The organism is Paenibacillus paeoniae (assembly GCF_003388735.1).
Taxonomy (GTDB): domain Bacteria; phylum Bacillota; class Bacilli; order Paenibacillales; family Paenibacillaceae; genus Pristimantibacillus; species Pristimantibacillus paeoniae.
Genome location: NZ_QUBQ01000003.1, coordinates 453,659 through 477,320 on the forward strand (window position 1 = coordinate 453,659; position 23,662 = coordinate 477,320).

Consider the following 23,662-nt stretch of genomic DNA (forward strand, 5'->3'; position numbering starts at 1 on the left):
GTTTTTTTGTCGTATTCGGAAGGAGAGAACGTAGTATGCAATACCGAAAACTAGGAAGAACGGGCCTAAAGGTATCCGAAGTCAGCTTGGGAACGATGGCGTTCGGGAGATGGATCGACGAGAAAGCGTCGGAGGAGGTACTGGACACGGCTCTTGGAGCGGGAATTAATCTGATCGATACCGCGGATGTATACGGCAGCGGAATGGATACGCAAGACCGTTCGAGATTCGGCGAAGCCGAAGAGATTCTGGGCAGGCAGTTGCGAGGCCGCCGCAATGATATCTTGCTGGCGACGAAGTTCAGCGCCCATATAGGGGCGGGAGTGAACGATGGCGGGCAGAGCCGCTACCATGTCTACCGCGCATTGGAGAACAGCTTGCGCCGATTGCAAACTGACCACATCGATCTGTATCAGGTGCATGTGTTCGATCCTGACACGCCGATCGAGGAGACGCTGCGGGCGCTCGACGATCTGGTGAAGCAGGGCAAGATCCGGTACTTGGGCTGCTCCAACCATGCAGCTTGGCAATTGGCGAAGGCACACGGGATAAGCGCGCTGCATGGCTTGCATCGGTTCGAGAGCGTACAGCCGGAATACAGTCTCATTACAAGAGGGATTGAACGCGAGCTTGTTCCGTTCGTCGAATCGGAGAAGGTGGGCATCATCAGCTATAGTCCGCTGGGCAGAGGGATCTTGAGCGGCAAGTACCGCCAAGGCGAAGCTCCGCCGACGGATTCCAGACTCGCACTAGGCGAGAAGAGGCTGGAGCTGCTGCTGGAATCGAATCCGGCGTACGCGCTCGTGGACAAGATTAGGCCGCTGGCTGAAGCGAGAGGTTGGACACTGGCGCAATTCGCACTTTCCTGGGTGCTGAGCCATTCTTATGTAACCTCCGCGATTCTCGGAGCTTCGAAACCGGAGCAGATTCAAGATGCTTTGCAGCATGCCGAAGAGAGGCTGTCGGCAGATGAGCTTGCTGCAATCGATGAGGCTTCCCGAACTATTGGTCTTTTTTCGAAATAAAACCTACTTTTCCAATAGATAAACTAAAATATTAGGAGGATGAAAACCATGACTCAACCTAAGCGGCAACTCCATCTCGGTCTATTCCTGTTTTCGACCGGCTATCACCCGGCTGGCTGGCGGCTGCCGGAAGCGGCAACGGACGGGGCATTTGACCCCAAATTTCTGCATAGGGTCGCTCAGCGATTGGAGGAAGCGAAATTCGACTTCTTCTTCCTTGGGGATGCGCTCGCCACAAGCCCGGATATGCAGCATACCTTCCCGTCGCAGATGGTGCGCCTTGAGCCGTTCACGATGATTGCAAACATTGCGGCAGTAACCGAGAAGATTGGACTCATCGTCACGGCGAATACGACGTACTCTGAGCCGTACACGATCGCACGCCAGACAGCATCTCTCGATTATTTGAGCGGGGGGCGGCTTGCGTGGAATGTCGTAACGGGTATGGATGTGCGGGCGGCTCAGAACTTCAGTCGTGAGAAGCATTGGGACAACTCCAAGCGCTACGATTACGCAGATGAATTTGTGGAAATCGTACAGCAGCTGTGGGATTCCTGGGAGGATGAGGCTTTCGTCCGGAACAAAGAGAGCGGTGAGTTCGTCGACGGGAGCAAGGTACACCGGATCAATCACGAAGGGGAGCACTTCTCCGTCGCCGGTCCGCTGAACGTAGCCCGGCCGCCGCAGGGGCAGATTCCGCTCCTGAACGCAGGGACGTCGGAGCGAAGCCGCGATCTGGGCGCCAAGCTCTCAAGCGCCGTCTTCTCGGGACAGATTCTGCTGGAGGTGTCGAAGCAGTTTTATGCTGAGATCAAATCGAAGGCTGTGGCCTATGGAAGAAATCCCGATGAAGTATTTATCCTTCCGGGTCTTGTTCCTCTCGTCGGTCGGACCAAAGAAGAAGCACACGACAAGTACCGCGAGCTCAACAGTCTGCTCGTGACGAACTACGATGTAACACCCCTGTCTGCGAGAATCGGCATTGATTTATCCGGTTATCCGCTTGACGGACCGCTGCCGGATTTATCACTGTCGGTCCTTCCAGGCGATGAGGTGAAGTGGCTAGTATCGCTCGCTCAGCGTGCGGAAGGACACGAAGACATTACCGTGCGGGAGCTGTTCCATTATTTCGCGGCTACGTCGAGAGGACATCTGCTGATCGTCGGCAATCCAGAGGAGATCGCGGATCAGATGGAAGAATGGTTTGTGGAGCGGGCGGCCGACGGCTTCAATATTTGCCCTCCATACATGATGGGCGGTATCGATCTCTTCATTGATTTGGTTGTGCCGATTCTACAGCGCCGAGGGCTGTTCCGTTCAGAATACGATGCGGACACGTTCAGAGGACACTTCGGCTTGTCTCGCCCGGAGAACCGCTTCGCCAAGAGGGCTGCGTTGCAAGGTGTTGGCGAGTAACGCGAGGAGCCTCTATGAGACGGCGGGCTGGAAAGGGAGAACCGAATGAGCAATTACGATAGCAACAAGCGCTACAGATGGCGCATTATTATTGGACAGGTCGTGCTGCTGCTCGCCTGCTTGGGCATTATCGAATACATCGTCCGAGCGGAGATTGTCGGCAGCTTGTATCTGTCGAAGCCGACCCAAGTGATTGAAGAAATCTATAAGTTGTTCGCGGACGGCGAGATCTTCCATCATCTCATCGTGACGCTCAAGGAATTTGCAGCGGGGTATCTGCTTAGCGCGTTCACCGGCATTGCAACGGGGCTGTTCCTAGTTCTCGTTCCGCATGCGGAGTCATTCTTCCGGCCGTTCCTGTCGGCGCTGCTCGCTATCCCGAAAGTGACGATTATTCCACTGCTGATGCTTTGGCTCGGAATAGGGTTATCGCACAAGGTCGCGATTGTATTCCTGTTCTGCTTTTTCACCATTGCATTTAATACCATTACAGGCATTAAGCAGACGGCGGAAGCTCACCTCAAGGTAGCCAGGGTATTCGAAGCTTCTAAGCTGCAGACGATTGTGAAGGTCATTCTGCCCTCAGCGGCACCGACCATCTTCGTCTCGCTTCGAGTATCGGCGGCTACTGGTCTTGTCGGAGCGCTGTTTGGTGAGATGGTAGCATCCAAGGACGGGCTTGGCAATCTACTGGTGCAAGCCACTTCCCTATACGATACGGCGAAGGCTTTTGCGATTATTACGGTTGTGACGGTCGTCTCTGTGCTCATTATTGCTGCAATCGATCTGCTGGAGAAACGGGTCGTGCTTAAATGGAAGTCAACTTAAACGAGCTTCAATTCAAAGGAGAGAGTCATCATGTTAAAGAGAAAATGGATAGGAACTGGAATCGTAACGATGGCACTTGCGCTTGTGCTTGCAGGCTGCGGCGGCAGCAATAACTCGCCAGGCACGGCCCCTTCGGCTTCGAGTGGCGCATCGCCGACAGATACAGTATCGGGGGAAGAGAAGACGACGGAGCTTCAGAAAATTAGATATTCGCCCTTTAACGGAGTGAGCGGTCTAGCTGTACGGTTCGGCATTGAGAAGGGCTTCTTCAAGGAAGAAGGACTGGACATCGAGCTGATCTCCACGCAGAATCCAATTGAAGCTCTGACGAGCAAGGACGTCGATATCGCTGACAGCGCAACGACGAACGTTATCGTTGCTGCCGGTAAGGGAGCGCCGCTGAAGATCGTCTCGTCGATGTTCCGCACGAAAGGACCGTTCTACCTGATTGCAAAGCCGGGTATCGAGAGCGTGGAGGATTTGAAGGGCAAGAATGTCGGGGCAGCCGTGCTTGGCAGCGGTCTGGATGCATACACCCAGACGATTCTGAACAAGCATGGCCTGAGCAAGAACGATGTTACGTATCTGGCTAACGGAGTGAACGAAGCGGCTTATGCCAGCCTTACTTCGGGACAGGTCGACGCTACAATTATTCATGAGCCATTCGCTTCGCTTGCAGAGTTCGAGGGCACAGGCACCATTCTCGCGAAAGGCTGGGACTATCTGCCGACCTTCCATACGGGCGTTCTGGTTTCCCGCAATGATTTTATCGAGAAGCACCCGGATCTCGTGGAGAAGCTGCTGCGCGCTTACTTCAAGTCGCAGGACTATGCTAAGAGCAATCTGGATGAGTACAAGGCTTATTTTCTCAAAAATGTGAAGGTGGATTCGGCTGTAGTAGACAAGGCATTCGAGCGCGAGAATGTGCTGTGGGAGAACAACCCGGATGTGAATTTGGAAGCGTTGCAGGATACGCAGCAGGTGCAGGTCGATCTCGGCTTCCAGGATCAAATTTATGACATTAAGGATCTGCTGGATCTAAGTTTTATTCCGAAAAAATAAGCGTAAGCGGGGTGATCGTATGGAGGCTTTCTCCATCCGCGGCGTATCAAAGGTATACGGGGGATCAACTCCTACAGAGACGCTTTCTGATATTCATCTGACGATTCAGGATGGGGAATTTCTCAGCATCCTTGGGCCAAGCGGCTGCGGCAAAAGCACGCTTCTCGAAATTTTGGCCGGCCTCCAACTGCCCACCTCGGGTGAAGTTTGGTTTGGCGGGGAGAAGCTGAAGGGAACAGGAATTGAACGAGGTGTGGTGTTTCAAGATCCATCGTTATATCCATGGAGAACGATATACAAGAACGTAGAGCTGGGGCTCGAATTTCGGGGTATTCCGAAGAAAGAGCGCCGGGAGGCGGCGCAGCGTTATCTTGATCTGGTCGGGCTGCGCGGGTTCGAGCATAAGTATCCCCATCATCTGTCCGGCGGCATGAAGCAGCGGGCGGGCATCGCCCGGGCGCTGGCGAATAGCCCTGAGGTGCTGCTTATGGACGAGCCGTTCGGCGCAGTTGATCATCTGACGAGGCTGCAGTTGCAAGATGACCTGCTGAAGATTTGGGAAGCGGAGAAGAAGACGGTTGTGTTCGTTACGCATGACGTATCGGAAGCAGTGTTTCTGGGAGATCGGGTCGTACTGCTTTCTCCGAGACCGGGACGGATTAATCAGATCTTCCAAGTGTCGAAACCCCGTCCGCGCAAGCGTGATGATGTGGAACTCTTGAAGATTCAGAATGATATCTACGCCGCTATTCACGACGTGAAGTCGCAGGACAGTCTGGAATTTACGATCTAATTAAAAAAGAAGAGGAGCGTGAAGGGTGATGTCGTCTAATGTGGTGAGTGTGGATCAATTGAAGGCAAGGCTGAATAGCGGAGAGAGGATCGTGCTTTTGGACGTACGATTTAATCCGAAGGAAGCTTCGTATGGCCGTGAGGCTTATGCGAAGGGACATCTGCCTGGCGCACATTTTATCGACTTCAAGGCTGACTTGACTCGTCCGGCACAGGAGCATGGGGGACGCAGCCCGTTGCCATCGCCGGAGGAGCTGGCTTCCTTGTTCGGGTCTCTTGGCATCGACCGTGATACGGCTGTCGTTGCTTATGAAGATGGCAATGGCCCAGCGGCTTCGAGACTATGGTGGGTGCTACGTTATGTTGGCGCGGAGCAAGTGCAGGTGCTGGACGGCGGATATGCCGCTTGGACGGCTGCTGGCGGAGAGGTATCGACGGAGGCGTCGGTCGTCGCCGAACAGCGCGAATTCGTGCCAGCCGTTCAAGCTGACTGGCTCGTTGGAATAGACGAAGTGCGCGCAGCATCCGCTGGAGGCGACCAAGTGGGAGCGAAGCTGGTGGATTCGCGCGATGCCGCGCAATACGCAGGCTTGGAGGCACCGTTCGACCCGGTTGCGGGGTATATTCCGGGAGCGCTCAATTACTTCTGGAAGGGAGCGCTTCACGATGACGGCTCCTGGAAGTCGCCGGAGCTGCTCCGCGAACAGTTCGCTAATCTGCCGAAGGAAGAGGAAATCATCGTCTACTGCGGCTCTGGCATCTCGGCAACGCCTAATGTGTTGGCGCTCCGCGAAGCGGGGTATGAGAACGTGAAGCTGTATGCGGGGAGCTGGAGTGATTGGATTTCGTACGAGAACAATCCCATCGCTACCGGAGGCTGAGGATAACTTAAAGCTGTATAGCAGTATTTATACGATGAACAAATCGCTGTGAGCCTGTTGGCTCCAGCGATTTGTTTTTTATGCCTTGAAGTCAATAAGGAGTCAACATTCCACTTCTAAAAATGCTTACAACGCATTGCAGAACCTAAGATTATACATAAACGTCGAGTCTCTTCGAGTTTGAGGAGTCCGGTATTATTTGTTCCCTCGTTAATACGGAAATCAACATACTGATCCTCTTATAGGCCGAATCAACAAGGAGTAAATATAGTGACTATTTAAGGCTAACAATCAATTGAAAAGGTACTATTATAAATTGGTACTATGGAAATTGTAATTATTCCCTTACTATGAAATCGATATTCATAAAGAGATTACATATGGAAATAACTGTTTTTAAGGGAGGTTTTCGTATTTTTGTTATTAACCGTAGACTCTTACTTGTCGTTCTCATTTCTTGGATTATCGGAAGATTTTTTTTGGAGATGCTTCACTTTGAGATTATGTCTCCAACTCGTATCTCGCAAACGGAATTTACGTTGATGTACGGTTTCGTGATATGTACAGGGCTACTTGTTTTTGCCTGGAATGTTAGCAAATACGGATTCAAGTCTGCAAAATACGGAATATTCATCCTCCTCGGAACGTTGTCTTTACTTTTTTATTTAGATATAGGACATAAATATGTAGACCAGTGGAGAGAGGAGCGTGAAAGTCAAAAAGAAATACAATTGATGAACTCAACACAAGCGTACTATAAAAAGAATTTAGATCCGATTTATTCGTTCAGGGAATATGTGGGGTATTCGAAAGTCCAAACGTATTACATTTTTGAAAAGAATGGCGATGTTAGCCAGAAAGACATGGACTACATCGTAAATATATTGAAGCCTCTTGATAAATTGGATATCAGTATACAGTTATACAGCCTCACTACTCCCAACGAATTGGTCATGAGATTTACAAATGAGAAGGCCTATATTGGCTGTACGAATCCCATGTATAGGAATTTAGATAAGATTAATATTTGTAACATAAAAAAATATTCAGAAAGACAATCGGATACAAATTCAATGATCCAATCCGATAGCTAGAGCGATTGGATTTCGTATAGTGAGAATCTGATTACGACTGGGGACGAAGAAGGCTGCAAAGACGCATAGCAGTACTAGCTCAAAAAATACATCGCTATGCGGCTTGTGCGCTCTGGCGATGTATTTTTTATGTGCCGAAGTCAATAGGGAGTTAGCAATCTGCTTCACAATGAAATAATTTTATGTTTCATTTAACGAAGGAGCTGGGATGATAAGACAGCGGAACAATACGTTTAAAGAGGTGCGATATAAGGCAGCGCAAGAGATTAAGCAGGGGTATTGGGTCGGAAATATGAGGTGACAAGACAGAGCATTGGGATCTGGATCAAGGAGCTTCAAGAAACGTGCGGGGAAGATGCAGTCCCTACGGTTGAAAAGCAGGACAATTAGCTGAATTGGAATAAAACACAATCAAGCCTTGAGAGCACTCGGCGAAAAAAATTGGAGAACAAGGTGCTGCATGAACTTGTAAAAAAGATCAACCCTGCCCCGAAGACCGACTCTGCTTGAACAAGTCTCCGGAATTAGGGTGTCAAACTGCGTATATCTTCATATCATCGATCTATCGGGCAAGTTACTCTATCTTTATTGTATGAATTCCGAACTTCCTGATTTTGTCCAACTGCTCTTTCGTTAATCTCACTCCTGCCGGAAGAAGTACCATGCCCGTAGGCGCCGTTACCTTTGCCGCCAAAACACTACCTGGATAAGCCTCTCTTAGTGTTACCGTCCTTGCCATTCACGATCTACCTTTCCCTGTAATATTTCGTTCTTGCCGAACGTACAAGATACATGATAGAAAAGTAAAGTAAAATAGCGGTAAAATAATATGATGCTGCCTAAGATTAATGGGTTTGTGTTCATTCAAGAGACTAGGAGGCAGGGAGTGAGGACTCCGATCCTTTAAGAGTGGACTCTTACGGAAAAGGAATAGGAGTTCATTACCTTCGGAAGAAGCTAATCTCCTGGCACGCGGATCAATGTATTCGAACGGCTTGAGGCTTGGGCTACAAGCTCAAGATGTAGTCGCTCTTCAAAGGGAAATCAAAGGTTCATCCATTATAATCCATCTTAATATATAAGTAAGGGGGATACAGAGCATGAGCTTTCTACGACAGGCCTTTAAGCATACTCGCTTGACCTTCCTGGTATTACTAGCTTTCTGTTTATTACTAACCTCTTGTGATAGAGACTATACACCAGTAGAGACGCAGAATTCGACGATGGTGCCGAATACGTCCGAGTTAACCGATCCGAACGAGGCTGTGTTCAACTACGAAGAAACCCGGAAAGTTGCAAGGGAGAAGGCTGATTTTCTCACGAAAGCATACGACACGAACAGTGTGCAGTACGCCATTATCGATCAAGGCAATATCATCGTATCCGGCCAATTTGGGAAGAACGATGAGCAAGGACAGAAGCCGCTCTCGAAAGACACGATGTATGGGATCGGCTCGACGAGCAAAATGTTCACCACAGTTGCTGTCATGCAGTTGGTCGACTTAGGGAAAATCGATCTCGATACGCCGGTCGTCCAGTATATCCCCGAGTTTACGATGAAAGATGAGCGCTATAAAGGGATTACACCGCGTATGCTGTTAAATCATTCTTCCGGTCTGCACGGAACGGTGCAAAATGTCTATCTATTCGAAGATAACGATACTTACGCCCACGATACACTGCTAGAGCAACTGGCCGGACAAGTTTTAAAAGCAGACCCGGGCGCTTTTTCGGCATACAGCAATGTCGGATTTGGGCTGGCCGAGATTCTGGTCGAGTATGTCAGCGGTGTGGACTTTACCTCTTATATCCATCGATATATTACGGAGCCTCTAGGTATGGCCCATACGGTGACGCCGCTCGATTCTCCGAACACGGCTGAGATGGCGGGACTCTATTATCCTGACTATACTGGACAAATGCCCAACGAGGCGGCCAATCGCATCGGATCTGGAGGCATCTATTCTACTGCAGAGGATTTAGTTCGATTCTCGCAACTATTTACAGGGGGAGCAGAACAATTATTGTCCAGTCAATCAGCTGCTGCAATGACACAGAACGCATTCAGGAAGCCTTTGTGGCCTGAGGATACGGAATACGGCCTCGGCTGGGAAAGTGTTAATCTGTATCCCTTCAGCGAATATGGGATGAAAGCGCTGAGCAAAGGAGGGGACCTTGTTTTCTATCACGCGTCGCTCGTTGTGCTTCCCGAGCAGGATATAGCGGCAGCTGTCGTCACTTCCGGCGGAAACAGCGGATACAACGAGCTTATGGCGAACGAGATTCTGCTTCAGGCGCTGAAAGAGAAAGGGACAATTACCGAGTTCAAGACCGAGAAGTCGTACGGCGTGCCGGTAAAGGCCGATATGCCGGAGTCCATGCTGCAGTATTCGGGGATCTATGGCTCGTCTGATGCAACGATGAAAATTCATATTACGGAAGGCGGTAACATGTCCGTCACTTCGGAGAAGTCCAATAATCACTCCCAGAGCTATAAATATTCGGCGGACGGCACGTTCCGGAGTGCGGACGGAAAAGTGATGGCCAGCTTCGTAACGGAGGAGAACGGCCGCACCTACTTCCGGGTTAGCTTATATTCTTCGTTGCCAGGTATTGGACAGACAGCCTATTCGATGTACGTTGGCGAGAAGCTTCAGCCCCAAGATCTTCCTTCAGAGACAACAGAGGCATGGAATAAGCGCGATGGCAAAAAATATTATTTGTTAAATGAGAAGTATACGTCAGTCCTTTATTTGATCATGCCGTCCTATCAATTGAATGTGTCCAAGCAATTGCCGGGGTATGTTTTGGATAAACGAATAACAGGCCCCCATACGGCAATCTCCGAATTGCAAATTCCGGGAATGAGTGGGCGGGATATCTCAGGTTTAACGTTCTTTACGGAGGAGGACGTTGAGTACCTGGAACAACGTGGAATGATCTTAGTGAGCGAGGATAACGTAAAGTCCCTGAATGTCGCTGAGAAGTCAGTCGTTACCATTCCATCGAGCGGATATGCCGAGTGGTATACGATAAGTGACAAAGACGGGGATAGTACCATTAAGGTGAGCATGCCCTTGAACGCCTCCTTCGCGGTTTATGATGCGAATGGAAAATGCGTCTACTTTAGCATTATCGAGGACAAGGATCAGGTTACGTTGCCCGCGGGAGGATCCATTGTTTTTGTCGGAGATGCCGGTGCACAGTTCGAGATTTCAGCTCAGTAACTAATCCAATACTGAAACAGCAATTGAAGTATCCAAAATTATAAGGGAGCGCTGGAAAGGATTCCATTTCTATGATCCGGACGGGAATCGATTAAACATGTGAAGTTATTATTAATGAGGGTGGTAGGAGGAGGAACCGTTGTAAACAAACATGACCATACAAGACTTTTCTGAGTGGACGGGTCTTCCTACCAGCATGCTTCGTCATTACGACAAAGAAGGACTGCTGCATTACCAATGGATGATTCCTGTAGTTCATGGTTAAGAAACCGGACCTTATTCATCAAACTAATGAAAACCAATTCTACAATTGGAGCGATTGAATCTCGTATAGCGAGAATCCGTCGTTTGTATCATGATATATTGTACAGTTCTTTGTACGAATATAAAGAAGGCCGACAGTTCCCGCTCTTGTAGCTGCTGTCGGTCTTTGTGTGTTGCTGCATAGATTGATAAATTTAAGTCAACAACTCGAAAATCAACATTTTGCGTTTTTGCTATCCTATTCCCAATTCGTATAAATGCCTTCCTACCTGTGCTACATTGGGTTCACATGAACATCTGGAGGGGGAATGAGCGTTATGAGTATGTCTACGCATGTTGAAATCGAACCTAAAATCCTTTATTTTGGCTCATCTGTTGTACGGATCAGTACGATAAATGAAGATGGAACTCCAAACTTGGCGCCTATGTCATCGGCCTGGTGGTTGAATCGATCTTGCATGCTCGGGCTAAGCCACAAATCGCAGACTGCTCGGAATATGATTAGGGAGGGAGAATGCGTGCTGAACTTACCGTCCATCGACTTTATTCCGGCGATCGAACGTCTCACCTTAATAACCGGACGAAATCCGGTCCCGGAATCCAAGGCAGAGAGGGGCTATCGATTGGAAGCGGATAAATTCGGGGTGTCAAAATTGACCCCTCTACCATCCTGGGAGGTCATGGCGCCACGGGTGCAACAATGTCCCATTCACTTGGAGGCAAGCTCGTCAAGATACACCCATTCGAGCCAAGCTCACTAGTAGCCTTGGAGGTCCGCATTGGGAAAATTCACGTCGCACATCACTTGACGATGAGAGATCATTCGAATTATGTTGATCCGTCCAAATGGAACCCGATGATCATGAATTTCTGCGAATATTTTGGCCTAAGCGAGCAACTATCCAATTCCCGGCTAGCCCCGGTGTTCGGACCGGCTGCAACGTAATAACAGGTGTGTTGGTCTCTAGCCGGAGCGATTGGATTAGCTATAAGAGAAATCCGATTGGCGTGGGAGAAGAACAAGCGTAGACAGATATATAATAGGATATAAGTTTTGAATACATCGCCATGTAGCCTAAGCGCCCCGGGGATGTTTTTTTATGCTTCGAAGTGAGCAAAGAGTCAATAAACGAGTTCCCCTGGCACGCGGATCAATTTAATCAAACGGCTTGAGGCTTGGGCTACAAGTTCAAGATGTAGTTGTTTTTCAAAGGGAAATCAAAGGTTTATCCATTATAATCTATCTTAATATAAATAAGGGGGGATACAGAGCTTGAGCTTTCTACGACAGGCCTTTAAGAATACTCGCTTGACCTTCCTGGTATTACTAGCTTTCTGTTTACTGCTAACCTCTTGTGATGGAGACTCTACACCGGTAGAGACGCAAACCGATTCGAACGAGGCTGTGTTCAACTACGAAGAAACCCGGAAAGTTGCAAGGGAGAAGGCTGAACTTCTCACGAAAGCATACGACACGAACAGTGTGCAGTACGCCATTATCGATCAAGGCAATATCGTCGTATCCGGCCAACTTGGGAAGAATGATGAGCAGGGACAGAAGCCGCTCACGAAAGACACGATGTATGGGATCGGCTCGGTAAGCAAAATATTCACCACGGTTGCCGTCATGCAGTTGGTCGACCTAGGAGAAATCGATCTCGATACGCCAGTCGTCCACTATATTCCCGAGTTTACGATGAAGGATGAGCGCTATAAGCAGATTACGCCGCGTATGTTGTTAAATCACTCTTCCGGTTTGAACGGAACGTCGGGGGGAAATATCTTTCTATTCGAAGATAACGATACTTACGCCCACGACACACTGCTGACGCAATTGGCCGGACAGACCTTGAAGGCGGACCCAGGCGCATTTTCGGTATACTGCAATGACGGATTTACATTGGCCGAGATTCTGGTCGAGCATGTCAGCGGCATGGACTTTACCTCTTATATCCATCGATATATTACGGAGCCTCTAGGTATGGCCAATACAGTGACGCCGCTCGACTCTCCGAACACGGCCGAGATGGCGGGACTCTATTATCCTGGCTATACAGGACAACTTCCTAACGAAACGACCAACGTAATCGGATCTGGGGGCATCTATTCTACTGCGGAGGACTTGGTTCGATTCTCGCAACTATTTACAGGGGGAGCAGATCAATTATTATCCGGCCAATCAGCCGCGGCTATGATCCAGAACGAATACAAGACGCCTTTGTGGCCTGATGATGCGGATAACTCAATGGAATATGGTCTCGGCTGGGACAGTGTTAATCTGTATCCCTTCGGCGAATATGGGATGAAGGCGCTGGCCAAAGGCGGGGCCACGGTTCTCTATCAAGCGGCGCTCGTTGTGCTTCCCGAGCAGGATATAGCGGCAGCTGTCGTCACTTCTGGTGGATCCGGCGCATACAACCAGCTTCTGGCGAACGAGATTCTGCTTCAGGCGCTGAAGGAGAAAGGGATAATTGCCGAGTTCAAGACTGAGAAGTCGTATGGCGTGCCGGTAAAGGCTGATATGCCGAAGTCCATGCTCCAGTATTCTGGGATCTATGGCTCGTCTAATGCAACGATGAAAATTCATATTATGGAAGGCGGTAACATGTCAGTCACTTCGGAGCAGACCAATAATCACTCCCAGAGTTATAAATATTCGGAGGACGGCACGTTCCGGAGTGCGGACGGAAAAGTGATGACCAGCTTCGTAACGGAAGAGAACGGCCGCACCTATTTCCGGGTTAGCTTATATTCTTCGTTGCCGGGTTTTGGGCAGACAGCCCATTCTATGTACTCTGCCGAGAAGCTTCAGCCCCAAGCTCTTCCGTCAGGGATAATAGAGGCATGGAATAGGCGCGATGGCAAAAAATATTATTTGCTGAATGAGAAGTACACGTCGGTCGTTTATTTGGTCATGCCGCCTTATCAATTGAATGTGTCCAAGCAATTGCCGGGGTACGTTTTGGATAAACGTATAACAGGCCCCCATACGGCAATCTCCGAATTGCAAATTCCGGGAGCGGATGGACGGGATCTCTCAGGTTTAACTTTCTTTACGGAGGAAGGCGTTGAGTACCTGGAACAACGTGGAATGATCTTAGTGAGCGAGGATAACGTAAAGTCCCTGAATGTCGCTGAGAAGTCAGTCGTTACCATTCCATCGAGCGGATATGCCGAGTGGTATACGATAAGCGACAAAGACAAGGGCAATACCGTTAAGGTGAGTATGTCCTCGAATGCCTCCTTCGCGGTTTATGATGCGAATGGAAAATGCGTCTACTTCAGCATTATCGAGGACAAGGATCAGGTTACGTTGCCCGCGGGAGGATCCATTGTTTTTGTCGGAGATGCCGGTGCACAGTTCGAGATTTCAGCTCAGTAACTAATCCAATGGCTGGCGCGATTGGATTAACTAGGAGTAGAATCAATTGCGGTGGGGGACGAGGAGAAGGTGTAAGGCCGCGTCGGACGCGGGTTTGGGGGCTGTGACAGGTTAGGAGTAATTGACCTGTTGCGGCCCTCTTTTTGCGTTTTCATTCAACAACTTGCAAATAAAAAGTTGGAGAAAGCAGCTGTAAGAAGCCCAAAGCCAGCCACTGCCCGGCAGCCGGAACAGATTGTCGATGAACGCACAATGGTTTCGCTTTGTGTCTCACAAAGAACAAAACATTGAGCCAACCGCAGTCCAAAGTAGCGAGGACGAAAGCCATGCGGAGCGGTAAGGTTCCAGCAGTCCAGACGATAATAATTATTATCAATAATGTGAGAACAGACATTTTGTTATCTTACCCTTAAAACTCCATACAACACATGCTCATCGCATATTTTAGCCAATAGAACTTCCTACATGGAATAGACAGGTATGTCCATGATAGATAAAATATAACCTAGACACTATAACATATTAATTCGATGTTACTTAAATAAAAGGGGTTTACTTATGAGTGAGCAAGGATTTAAAGACTATAGGTTAGGCGAGGAAATTACCCGTTCTTTAGACAGTTTGGGATATCATCAACCAACGGAAGTTCAACGCAAGGTGATTCCCTTCGCGCTTGAGAGAAAGGATATGACCGTTAAGTCCCATACGGGAAGCGGGAAGACCGCAGCTTATGGTATTCCAATCTGCGAACTGCTGGAATGGCAAGAAAACCGGCCTCAGGCCCTGATCTTAACGCCAACTCGCGAACTTGCCGATCAGGTTACGCAGGATATCATGAATATCGGCACATATAAACGGATAAAGGCAACCGCTATTTATGGAAAGCAGCCTTTCTACAGGCAGAAGGTGCAGCTGCAGCAGAGGAATCACGTCATCGTAGGCACGCCGGGGCGGCTAATCGATCATATTGAGAAGCAGACCATTGATTTGGAACAAATCAAGTTTCTTGTGATCGATGAAGCCGATGAGATGCTGAATATGGGTTTCATTGAGCATGTGGAGAAGATTATCCGCGAGCTGCCCCAGAATCGAATGACCATGCTTTTTTCGGCGACGCTGCCCAAGGACGTGGAGCATTTATGCCGCAAATATATGAATCATCCATTGAACATAGAGGTGCAGACCGAGGCAAGAACGACAAGCCAAATCGAGCATTACATTTATTCGGTCAGGGACGAGAACAAGCTTAATTTGCTGCGTGATGTCACCATCGTCGAGAATCCGGATAGCTGCATTATCTTTTGCCGGACACAGCTTAGGGTTGAAGTCGTATTTAAAGAATTGGAAAAGAGCGGATACCCCTGCGGCAGAATCCATGGGGGAATGGAGCAGGATGATCGCACAGAGATGATGAACGCGTTCAAACAAGGAGAGTTCCGCTATCTGATTGCGACGGATGTCGCTGCGAGAGGGATCGATATCGAGAACATCAGCCATGTCATCAACTATGATTTTCCGCAAGAGAACGAAAGCTATGTTCATCGAATCGGTCGTACGGGAAGAGCCGGAAAGTCGGGGACAGCGATCTCCTTCGCCACGCCGTCCGAAGACAAGTTCGTTGCCAATGTCCAGCAATATATAGGGTTCGAGATTCCTAAGAGTAACCCGCCATCCAAAGAAGTCCTCGCACGTACCAGTGCTGCTTTTGAAGAGAAGCTAAGGATTCAGGGAACGGTCAAGAAGGACCGAAGCTCCCGTAGGAATCAGGAGATCCTGAAGCTATACTTCAACGGGGGGAAGAAAAAGAAGATCAGAGCAGTAGACTTCGTTGGCACGATTGCTAAGATTGACGGGGTATCGGCGGGTGACATAGGGATTATTACGATAGAGGATAACGCCTCCTACGTGGATATCCTCAATGGCAAAGGACACCTCGTTCTTAATATAATGAAAAATACAACGATTAAAGGTAAGCTGCTGAAAGTACATCAGGCAAACCGAAAATAATAATGACAGTATCCATTCATTTAATAGCTAACGAAAAAATGCCTCTAATCCACGTTTGTTCAGTGGTTTAGGGGCATTCTCATATACGTGTCGAGATAGAATGATGGGTTAGTTACTTAGTCATTCGATGATAGAGCATGCTGCGGCTGCTCTTTTTATATTTTTGCAAATAGACTCGCTTAAGCTGGCCTTCAGTTTGATTTAGATCTTTCCAAAATAATGCCATTGACTTCAAACAAAAACCGCGCTAAATTATATTCAATTAATCCAATTTGTTAACTTGGTTTTGTGATTCGTCTGTAGCTGCTGCCGCGGCAAGGAAGTTATGCTTTAGGGGCAGCTCGTTATGTACAAAGGGGGAGTAGGGTTCATTTTTTATAGTCAGCCTGTTTCAGTCATTATAAAAAAAATTATGAATCCCCTTAGGAGGTACAAACCATGAATCAGAGAACCTTGGTTCTAACACTCGGTGCGTTGGCGATTGCCATTAATGTAATTGCAGGTACCGTAGTCAGCAATTTGAAAATTCCGTTTCTTTTCCTCGATACGGTAGGCACGATCTTTATCGCCATGGTCTTCGGACCGTTCTGGGGCGCGCTTGTGGGATTGTTAACCAATCTTGTCCTTGGTGTTACTTCCGGCTATACAGCTATTCCATTTGCACTTGTCAATGTGATCGTAGGTCTTGTCGTTGGATATATGGTTCGTAAAAAGGGGTTTCGCTTTTCTACGTCTTTAATTTCGGGTATTCTTCTCGGTATACTATGCCCTGCTGTTGGCTCTGTTATTGCCATCGGATTGTTCGGCGGCCTGACAGGCAGCGTTCAAGATGTTGCAGTACTGTGGCTTAAGCAAGCTGGCACGAGCTTGTTCGCAGCAACCTTCCTGCCCCGTCTTGGCGAAAATCTGATTGATAAAATTTTGTCTGTCCTGCTTGTTTATTATGTTGTAAAAAACCTGCCGCAATCCCTGATTAAACGCCCTTCGGTGAAGAAAAGAGATTCCTATGAAAAGAGGTAAAACGATTATCGTCGCCTCGCACTGTGTCATTAATCAAAATGCAGTCGTAGGCGGCGAAGCTCGCAGTCCAGGCGTCATGAAAGCGGCAGTCGACTGGACGCATGAGCAGGGATACGGCATGTTTCAATTGCCTTGTCCCGAATTTACCTTTCTCGGTCCTGAGCGGCCTCCAATGACGGTGGAAGAGTATGATACACCGGAGTTCCGTGCGCATAACCGCAAAATTTTGCAGCCGGTCGTGGAGCAGCTAAAGACGTATCAGGATTACGGATATACGATTGCGGGAGGTCTCGGCATCTCCGGCAGCCCTTCCTGCGATCCCGGAAAAGGCGTTTATATGAGGGACTTTCTGGAGCTAGCAGCGGAATGGGGCGTGGAGATTGATTTCTTCTGGCAAATTCCGAATACGGCAGATGGCATCTTTGACCCGAATTCGCCAAGCAGTGTATTTGGTCCGGTAGGAGTAAAAACTGGTGCCAAGCAAGGCCGCGAGGAGGCTTCTGCCGTTGCCAATGCTGCAAGCAGCAAGGAGGATCATCCATCATGATCGATATCCGCGACACAACCTTCTATTATAATATGCCACAAGATGATGAAGAGGATGCCGGCCGCAAGCCGGCATTATCTCATATCTCGTTGACTATTGCTGCGGGAGAGTTCGTTGCGTTCCTGGGGCGCAATGGCTCAGGCAAATCCTCGTTATCCAGATTGTTGAACGGTATTGAACTGCCTACCGAGGGGACTGTCAGTGTCGAAGGACATGTTACATCGGACAAAGCTGCACTTTCGGCGGTTAGACGGATTGTACAGATTGTTTTCCAGAACCCGGAGAATCAGCAGGTCGGCATTACAGTCGGTGAAGATATTGCGTTTGGCCTGTCCAATATCGGCTGGCCACAGCATGATATTGCAAACCGGGTAGCGTGGGCGATCAACCTGGTTGGACTGGACGCCGATGAAGATCGTCCGGTGTCGAACCTCTCCGGGGGCGAGAAACAGAAGCTCGCTCTTGCAGCTGTGCTTGCCCTTGCTCCACGCTGCCTCATTCTTGATGAGGCGACCTCGATGCTGGACCCGGTAGCCAGACGCCAGTTTGTAGCCACCTTGCATGAAGTACGGAAGCAGTACCCTTTTACATTAATTTATATTACCCATCATCTTGAAGAGGTGACGGATGCGGACCGCTGGTTACTGTTCCGGGCTGGCAAAGTTGTAGCCTCCGGAACTCCGAATGTACTCGCGCAGGATACGCGGCTATTGGAGGATTGCGGATTGGAGCTTCCTTACTACTGGAAGCTTGCCGGACTGCTTCGGGAGAGCGGGATTTCTGTGCCGTCTGATATGAATGAATTGGAATTGAGGGAGCTGTTATGCAAATCAAGCTAGATCGCGTATCCTTCACCTACAGCAAACGAAAACGGAATACACCGTCGGGGCCGGATGTGCTGAAACAGCTCGATTTGACCGTTGAAAGTGGCGAGATGCTGGCGATAGCCGGGAAGTCGGGCTCGGGCAAGTCAACCTTTCTTCAACTTCTGAAGGGTTTTCTTGCTCCATCGGATGGAGCCGTCCTGCTGGATGATGTGAATCCCCGTGGAGTCCGGAGACCAGAGTTGTTTGATAAGGTCGGATTTATATTTCAATATCCGGAGCATCAGCTTTTCTCAACAACCGTATTTGACGATATTGCCTTCGGACTGCAAAGTGCCGGGCTATCGGACGAAGAGAAGGAAGCTAGAGTGCGGCAGGCGATGGCGGCGGTACAATTGGATTATGAAGCGTTCAAGGACTGCAGCCCGTTCGAGCTGAGCGGAGGGGAAAAGCGCCGCGTGGCTATTGCTGGTGTCGTCGTTCTGGAGCCGGAGGTACTGATTCTGGATGAGCCGACTGCAGGTTTGGACCTGCAATCTCGGAGGGCGCTCTTTGACTTGCTTCATACGATGAACCAAGAGCGGGGTATTACCGTCATGTGGGTGAGCCACCAATTGGAGGAGATACTGGAGCATGCCACCCGTCTGATTGCACTGAAAGAGGGAGCTTTTCTGGCAGACGGACATCCTCACATACTGCTGTCCGATCGGGGGCTGCTGAATACATTTGGCTGGGAGGAGCCGCCAGCACTAGTCGTATCTCGTTTACTTGGTGAGTTGGGGGCCGTTGATGAAGGTAGATATACAGCTGCATTGACACCGCATGGGGCCTCGGAGGCTATTATAAAGCTGCTGGGCAAACCGCGCGTCACAGTATAATGTAAATGAGGGAATGGATATGGCCGGAGCAAGCTTTTTACTGTATCAAAAACGCGATTCTTTGCTGGAGCGCTGGGATCCACGGATGAAAATCGTGGCTGTTCTGTTGTTCGGGGCTGCGCTTTTACTGACTCATAGTTTAGGACTGAAGACGGTCCAATTGCTGCTGTTGATTGTGCTGTGGGGTATGGCCAAGCTGTCTTGGCGGGTGCTGGTATTCACTTTGCTGTCGTTGTCCCTCTTCTTCGCCTCCACTATGATCTACCAGTCTGTACTTACAGCAGTTCCTGGGGAAAGTATGATCACATGGGGTTGGCTCAGTTTCTCGTCACAGGGCGTGATCCGGGGCATTATGATGTGCGAACAGATTGCAGGCATCGTGCTGCTGCTCGCACTGCTAGTAAGAACGACCTCACCAATTATACTGGCAGAAGGACTGGAGATGCTGCTCAAGCCGCTCAAAAAGTGGCGCTTGCCTGTCCATGAAGCAGTCATGATGTTCTCGATAGCCTTGCGCTTCCTCCCGATTCTGATTGAGGAGTTTGATAAAATCCGCAAAGCCCAGCTTGCGCGTGGGGGCGGTTTTCATCGCAAGGGCGTATCGACGCGTTTTCGCGGTGTATTGCCGATGCTGATGCCTTTGTTCGTCATGTCGATCATCCGGGCGAAGGATCTGGCTGTAGCGATGGAATCTCGCTGTTATCAGGGGGATGAGGGGCGGACGCCAATTCGGGTATATCGGCTTCGTGTTAGCGATTATGCGGTGTTCAGCTTCTCTATTGTGAATTTGGCGGCGATATTCGTCTGGTAGTCGGGTACTTGAAACAGCAGAACCTCGCAATAGCATTAGGCATATGCTGAATGATGTTGATTGGAGAGGATGTTTTTGCATGTTTTCATATCCCCCACAAGTTCACTATTTCCCTTATCCCGATTGCCGGTTTATACTTCAAGGCTACTATAATGCTCCTTATTCCCCTGGCGGATGGCCCTGGCCATATGATACCAGGGAAGTAGAAGAAAACTACCTGCTGCCTCCGCAGCAATTACTTACCTTTGTGCTTGTGCATGGCTCCTGGGCTGATGCGCACTTCTGGGACGGTATTGCAGCGGAGCTTCGCAGGAGCGGACACACCGTCTATGCTCCAGAATATGCAGGACACGGCGATGATCCGAACAAAGCCGTTACGCATTCAATGATTACGAAGTCTGTTGTCGACTTTATAACAGGGATGAATTTGCATGAGATCATTCTCGTTGGGCATAGCTTCGGTGGAACCGTCATTCAGAAGGTTGCGGAGCAGGTGCCGGATCGCATCAAACGTCTCGTCTTTTGGGATGCATTTGTATTAAGGGACGGAGAGGCTGCTGCCGACGAGCTGCCGCCTGCAACCAGGCAAGGCTTCGAGCAGCTCAGAGCCGCATCGCATGATGATACGATTATGCTCCCATTTCCGCTGTTTCGGGATTTATTCGTGAATACCGCGACCTTGGAGGTAGCCAAGCAGATATATGAGCGTATTACACCGGAACCAGCGAAGCCGCTCTTCGAGAAGCTGGACCTTAAAGCGTTCTATACGCTTCCTACGCCCAAAAGCTATGTCTTTTTTTATCAGGACAACGTTTTTGCAGCAGGTGAGGGCTATGGCTGGTATCCGCGTATGTCCTCGCGACTTGGATTGTACCGCCTAATTGTAGGCGACGGGGACCATATGACTGACTCGGTTACAAGACCAGCTATGGTGGCACAGAAGTTGTACGAGGCAGGCAGGGATTGATCGGCTTTCAGTCGGGCGAGTAAGGCGAATCCCGATGATTCGGTATACTTCGTACGAGGGAAGTCTAATCGTGACGAGAGAAGAGTAAAAGCCAGAAGCCGCGTTATACGCGGGTTTGGGGGCTGCGACAGGTCATGAGCAACTGACCTGTTGCAGCCCTTTGTGGCTTTCTGTTCAATATCTTGCAGGCAAAATCTAAGACAAGCAGTTTTCGAAGTCGAAAGCAACAGTCGGAATCTGATTAAGATCGGATGAATTCACATTGCCAATGACTCAATAGAGTGAAACGGTAAACGAAATTTACCCCTTCATATTTATCCCTTTTTTTATATAATATGATTGATCCACTACTTTTTTCATCATAGAGTACACTGATTTCTTTATCTTTCATAGAAAGGAGGTTAGAAGAATGAAGAAAGTTATATTATTAGTCCTCATTGCGATGTTAGCTTTCTCCAGCTCGGTCTCAGCCGCGTATACCGTGGAATCAACAGAGACGAGATATGGACAGCCGGGTTACTCTCAATATTACTATGAAGCGATTTTGACGGGACAACCGAATACCCAAGTGACCGTCACTTTGATGTCCAAAGGACCATTGGGGCAACGCGAACCTATCTCCGGTTCCACTCTTACCGTCACGTTAGACTCCACTGGCTCCGCTTCGATTTATGGTCCGGTTGTTTACTGCTGTCAGGCACCTTTCACTAATCCTTATGCTAGTCCGGTAGTACTGCAAGCCCAATTCCAAGGCAACTCTGGATCTATTAATTGGTTTTTCCTGCACGTTAAATATTAGTTTTGAGGATAGGGCAAAGGATACGATACGATACGAGTTGTAGATACATCGCTTATTAGGCTTAGTGCCTTGGCGATGTATTTTTTATGTTCAAAGTGAACAGTGCTAGGAATGAGGATTCACAAATAGTTGACAAGAAAACTTGGCAAGTATATAGTTATAGCATGCCAAGAAAACTTGGCAAATATCTTGGGAGGGATTCTCATTAACAGGGATGAAATTTTAGCGAAGAGCAGAAAAGAAAACAAGGATAAGGATTTATTTAAGATAGAAGTTCAAATAAATGCGGGAAATGTGGGGTCGATTGCGGCGACCATATTGGCTACCATCTTATTTGTGACGCAAAGTCTGCTTGGCGGTGGTATGGATTTTGGCTTATATGCCATCATTTTTTCTATTCCGGCAGCTGGTTTCATCGTCAAAGCAATCCGGATGAAACGCAAACGCGATTGGGTGCTTTCAATTATTTATACACTTGCGACGCTGATATTATCAGTTGCTCATATTTATCAATTGATAACAGCTAATGCGAATTAATAGGGTGAGCTGATGGAAGATGAATTGATCCTGAAAAATAATTTGAGAGAAGCAAGGACTGAAAAAAAATTATCACAGGCACAGCTAGCAAAATTAGTCGGTGTTTCTCGGAATACCATTAGTTCCATTGAAACAGGACAATTTAATCCAACCGCAAAACTGGCCTTGATTCTTTGTATTGCTTTGGACAAGAAGTTTGAAGAACTATTTTATTTCTGATTAAACATACTAGAGAGGAGTTCGCATATGATACAACAATTTCAGGAGTTTTATTTGAACTTATTACCGGGTCTTGAAGGGAATTTATTTTTACAACTGTTAAGCATCTCCATCCTTTCTCTAATACCATTCATTGAATCCTACGGTGCCATACCAATGGGGATTGTTCTTCTCGGATTCCCTCCTATACCGGTCATTGTAACGGCAGCAGTAGGTAACTGGGCCTCTGTAATGGCATTTATATGGATTATTAGCAAACTTCGTTCCAAGGTAGTGAAAAACAAGGAAACTAAAGAGCCGAGTAAACGTGCAATAAAAGCAAGACGATATTTCGAAAAGTATGGTGTTCCAGGAGTTTCGTTAGCAGGTATCTTATTAGCGTTTCACCTATCCGCTGGTATTGCACTCGCAGCAGGAGCCAAGAAGAGTTATGTAAGTTTGTGGATTACGATCTCTATAGCTGTGTGGTCTGTCGTAATTGGCGGTTTGTTAATGCTTGGAGTAGAACACATTTTCTAATCTGGATCGATTGATAGATACAAGCCAGGGCAAGATGCCCTGGTCAGCCTGTTGAGAAAGTCCCAGCACTCCATAACAGGAGAATACCCGCAGTGGTTTGACATAACCTGGAGGTGGATTTAGGCGAAGGCTACTGTCACTGGCGCAGATTGAGATGGTGCTATCTTTATGAGGTTGGTTGTACCTTTTTTAATCGGTTTCAACGCCTTAATCTCCTTGATGCGCTCTCTGAGGACACTCTAAGTCGGTTTCTGCAGTTAGAATAAAAAGTGGACGCCTCCTAACGTTAATTAGATAATAAACCTAATACAAGGTGAGGTGTTCACAATGAGGAATACGAGACAACACTACAACGATGAATTCAAGCGGCAGACGGTGAAGTATATTCAGGAGCAAACGAAGAACATCCCACAGATTGCAGAGGAGCTTAATATTCCGGAAGGCACCCTGCAGCAATGGATGGCCAAACATCGTAAGTTCGAGAATGAACCTCTGCTCACGCCGGATGCCTTACGAGAAAAAAACCGTACCATTCAAAGCCAAGCCAAAGAGATTGCCGATCT

23 protein-coding genes and 1 pseudogene are annotated in these 23,662 nt (G+C 48.5%); 23 read left to right on the plus strand and 1 reads right to left on the minus strand.

Annotated features, from left to right (window positions below):
• Positions 1-35 precede the first annotated feature (35 nt).
• The 7 genes from DX130_RS18275 (at position 36) to DX130_RS18305 (ending at position 7,098) form a co-directional block, all read left to right on the plus strand.
• A complete protein-coding gene (locus DX130_RS18275) occupies positions 36-1,025 on the plus strand; it encodes an aldo/keto reductase (protein ID WP_116047777.1) in 990 nt (329 codons plus the stop codon).
• A 48-nt stretch (positions 1,026-1,073) separates the two neighbouring features.
• Positions 1,074-2,441, plus strand: coding sequence for an LLM class flavin-dependent oxidoreductase (locus tag DX130_RS18280; RefSeq protein WP_116047779.1), 1,368 nt, complete (start codon positions 1,074-1,076; stop codon positions 2,439-2,441).
• Positions 2,442-2,486: 45 nt separating this feature from the next.
• Positions 2,487-3,269 carry an ABC transporter permease gene (locus DX130_RS18285; protein WP_116047781.1) on the plus strand — a complete coding sequence of 261 codons (783 nt, stop codon included), beginning with the start codon at positions 2,487-2,489 and terminating at the stop codon, positions 3,267-3,269.
• Between the two features lie 30 nt (positions 3,270-3,299).
• Positions 3,300-4,331 carry an ABC transporter substrate-binding protein gene (locus tag DX130_RS18290; RefSeq protein ID WP_240644568.1) on the plus strand — a complete coding sequence of 344 codons (1,032 nt, stop codon included), beginning with the start codon at positions 3,300-3,302 and terminating at the stop codon, positions 4,329-4,331.
• Positions 4,332-4,350: 19 nt separating this feature from the next.
• Positions 4,351-5,124, plus strand: coding sequence for an ABC transporter ATP-binding protein (locus DX130_RS18295; protein WP_116047783.1), 774 nt, complete (start codon positions 4,351-4,353; stop codon positions 5,122-5,124).
• 28 nt (positions 5,125-5,152) lie between these two features.
• Entirely contained in the window at positions 5,153-6,004 is an 852-nt protein-coding gene (locus DX130_RS18300) for a sulfurtransferase (protein WP_116047785.1), read from the plus strand.
• A gap of 380 nt (positions 6,005-6,384) precedes the next feature.
• The gene (locus DX130_RS18305; RefSeq protein ID WP_116047787.1) at positions 6,385-7,098 is read left to right on the plus strand and encodes a hypothetical protein; all 714 of its coding nucleotides are present in this window, start codon (positions 6,385-6,387) and stop codon (positions 7,096-7,098) included.
• A 574-nt stretch (positions 7,099-7,672) separates the two neighbouring features.
• Here DX130_RS18305 and DX130_RS26540 read toward each other — a convergent pair.
• Positions 7,673-7,837 carry a hypothetical protein gene (locus DX130_RS26540; RefSeq protein ID WP_165861351.1) on the minus strand — a complete coding sequence of 55 codons (165 nt, stop codon included), beginning with the start codon at positions 7,835-7,837 and terminating at the stop codon, positions 7,673-7,675.
• Positions 7,838-8,198: 361 nt separating this feature from the next.
• On the opposite strand from DX130_RS26540, the gene DX130_RS18310 reads away from it, so the two are divergent.
• From DX130_RS18310 to DX130_RS18385, 16 genes and pseudogenes are all read left to right on the plus strand, one after another.
• Positions 8,199-10,325, plus strand: a complete 2,127-nt coding sequence (locus DX130_RS18310; protein ID WP_240644569.1) for a serine hydrolase domain-containing protein — start codon at positions 8,199-8,201, stop codon at positions 10,323-10,325.
• A gap of 151 nt (positions 10,326-10,476) precedes the next feature.
• Entirely contained in the window at positions 10,477-10,590 is a 114-nt protein-coding gene (locus DX130_RS27480) for a MerR family DNA-binding transcriptional regulator (RefSeq protein WP_116047790.1), read from the plus strand.
• A gap of 322 nt (positions 10,591-10,912) precedes the next feature.
• Positions 10,913-11,535: pseudogene (locus tag DX130_RS18320) on the plus strand (flavin reductase family protein).
• A gap of 396 nt (positions 11,536-11,931) precedes the next feature.
• Positions 11,932-13,971: a serine hydrolase domain-containing protein gene (locus DX130_RS18325; protein WP_420818539.1), complete on the plus strand. Its 2,040-nt coding sequence runs from the start codon at positions 11,932-11,934 to the stop codon at positions 13,969-13,971.
• A gap of 558 nt (positions 13,972-14,529) precedes the next feature.
• Positions 14,530-15,978, plus strand: a complete 1,449-nt coding sequence (locus DX130_RS18330) for a DEAD/DEAH box helicase (RefSeq protein WP_116047792.1) — start codon at positions 14,530-14,532, stop codon at positions 15,976-15,978.
• Between the two features lie 438 nt (positions 15,979-16,416).
• Entirely contained in the window at positions 16,417-16,998 is a 582-nt protein-coding gene (locus DX130_RS18335; protein ID WP_116047794.1) for a CD3073 family putative ECF transporter S component, read from the plus strand.
• On the plus strand, positions 16,985-17,545 hold the full coding sequence (locus DX130_RS18340) for a CD3072 family TudS-related putative desulfidase (protein ID WP_240644571.1): 561 nt from the start codon (positions 16,985-16,987) through the stop codon (positions 17,543-17,545). The genes DX130_RS18335 and DX130_RS18340 overlap by 14 nt, the downstream gene beginning before the upstream one ends.
• Complete coding sequence (locus DX130_RS18345) at positions 17,542-18,384, plus strand: ATP-binding cassette domain-containing protein (RefSeq protein WP_116047795.1); 843 nt, start codon at positions 17,542-17,544, stop codon at positions 18,382-18,384. Before DX130_RS18340 ends, DX130_RS18345 begins: the two co-directional genes overlap by 4 nt.
• On the plus strand, positions 18,369-19,247 hold the full coding sequence (locus DX130_RS18350) for an ATP-binding cassette domain-containing protein (RefSeq protein ID WP_116047797.1): 879 nt from the start codon (positions 18,369-18,371) through the stop codon (positions 19,245-19,247). The genes DX130_RS18345 and DX130_RS18350 overlap by 16 nt, the downstream gene beginning before the upstream one ends.
• Before the next feature lie 19 nt (positions 19,248-19,266).
• Positions 19,267-20,058, plus strand: coding sequence for an energy-coupling factor transporter transmembrane component T family protein (locus DX130_RS18355; protein ID WP_116047799.1), 792 nt, complete (start codon positions 19,267-19,269; stop codon positions 20,056-20,058).
• A gap of 79 nt (positions 20,059-20,137) precedes the next feature.
• Positions 20,138-21,025: an alpha/beta fold hydrolase gene (locus DX130_RS18360; protein ID WP_116047800.1), complete on the plus strand. Its 888-nt coding sequence runs from the start codon at positions 20,138-20,140 to the stop codon at positions 21,023-21,025.
• 409 nt (positions 21,026-21,434) lie between these two features.
• Positions 21,435-21,824 carry a hypothetical protein gene (locus tag DX130_RS18365; protein ID WP_116047802.1) on the plus strand — a complete coding sequence of 130 codons (390 nt, stop codon included), beginning with the start codon at positions 21,435-21,437 and terminating at the stop codon, positions 21,822-21,824.
• A gap of 129 nt (positions 21,825-21,953) precedes the next feature.
• Complete coding sequence (locus DX130_RS18370) at positions 21,954-22,361, plus strand: DUF6442 family protein (RefSeq protein ID WP_116047803.1); 408 nt, start codon at positions 21,954-21,956, stop codon at positions 22,359-22,361.
• Between the two features lie 12 nt (positions 22,362-22,373).
• Positions 22,374-22,580 (plus strand): helix-turn-helix transcriptional regulator, encoded by a 207-nt coding sequence (locus DX130_RS18375; protein WP_116047805.1) that lies wholly within the window; start codon positions 22,374-22,376, stop codon positions 22,578-22,580.
• A 27-nt stretch (positions 22,581-22,607) separates the two neighbouring features.
• Positions 22,608-23,099 (plus strand): small multi-drug export protein, encoded by a 492-nt coding sequence (locus tag DX130_RS18380; protein ID WP_116047807.1) that lies wholly within the window; start codon positions 22,608-22,610, stop codon positions 23,097-23,099.
• Positions 23,100-23,426: 327 nt separating this feature from the next.
• Positions 23,427-23,662 (plus strand): transposase (locus tag DX130_RS18385; RefSeq protein ID WP_116047808.1); only part of this gene is annotated, 236 nt, incomplete at its 3' end.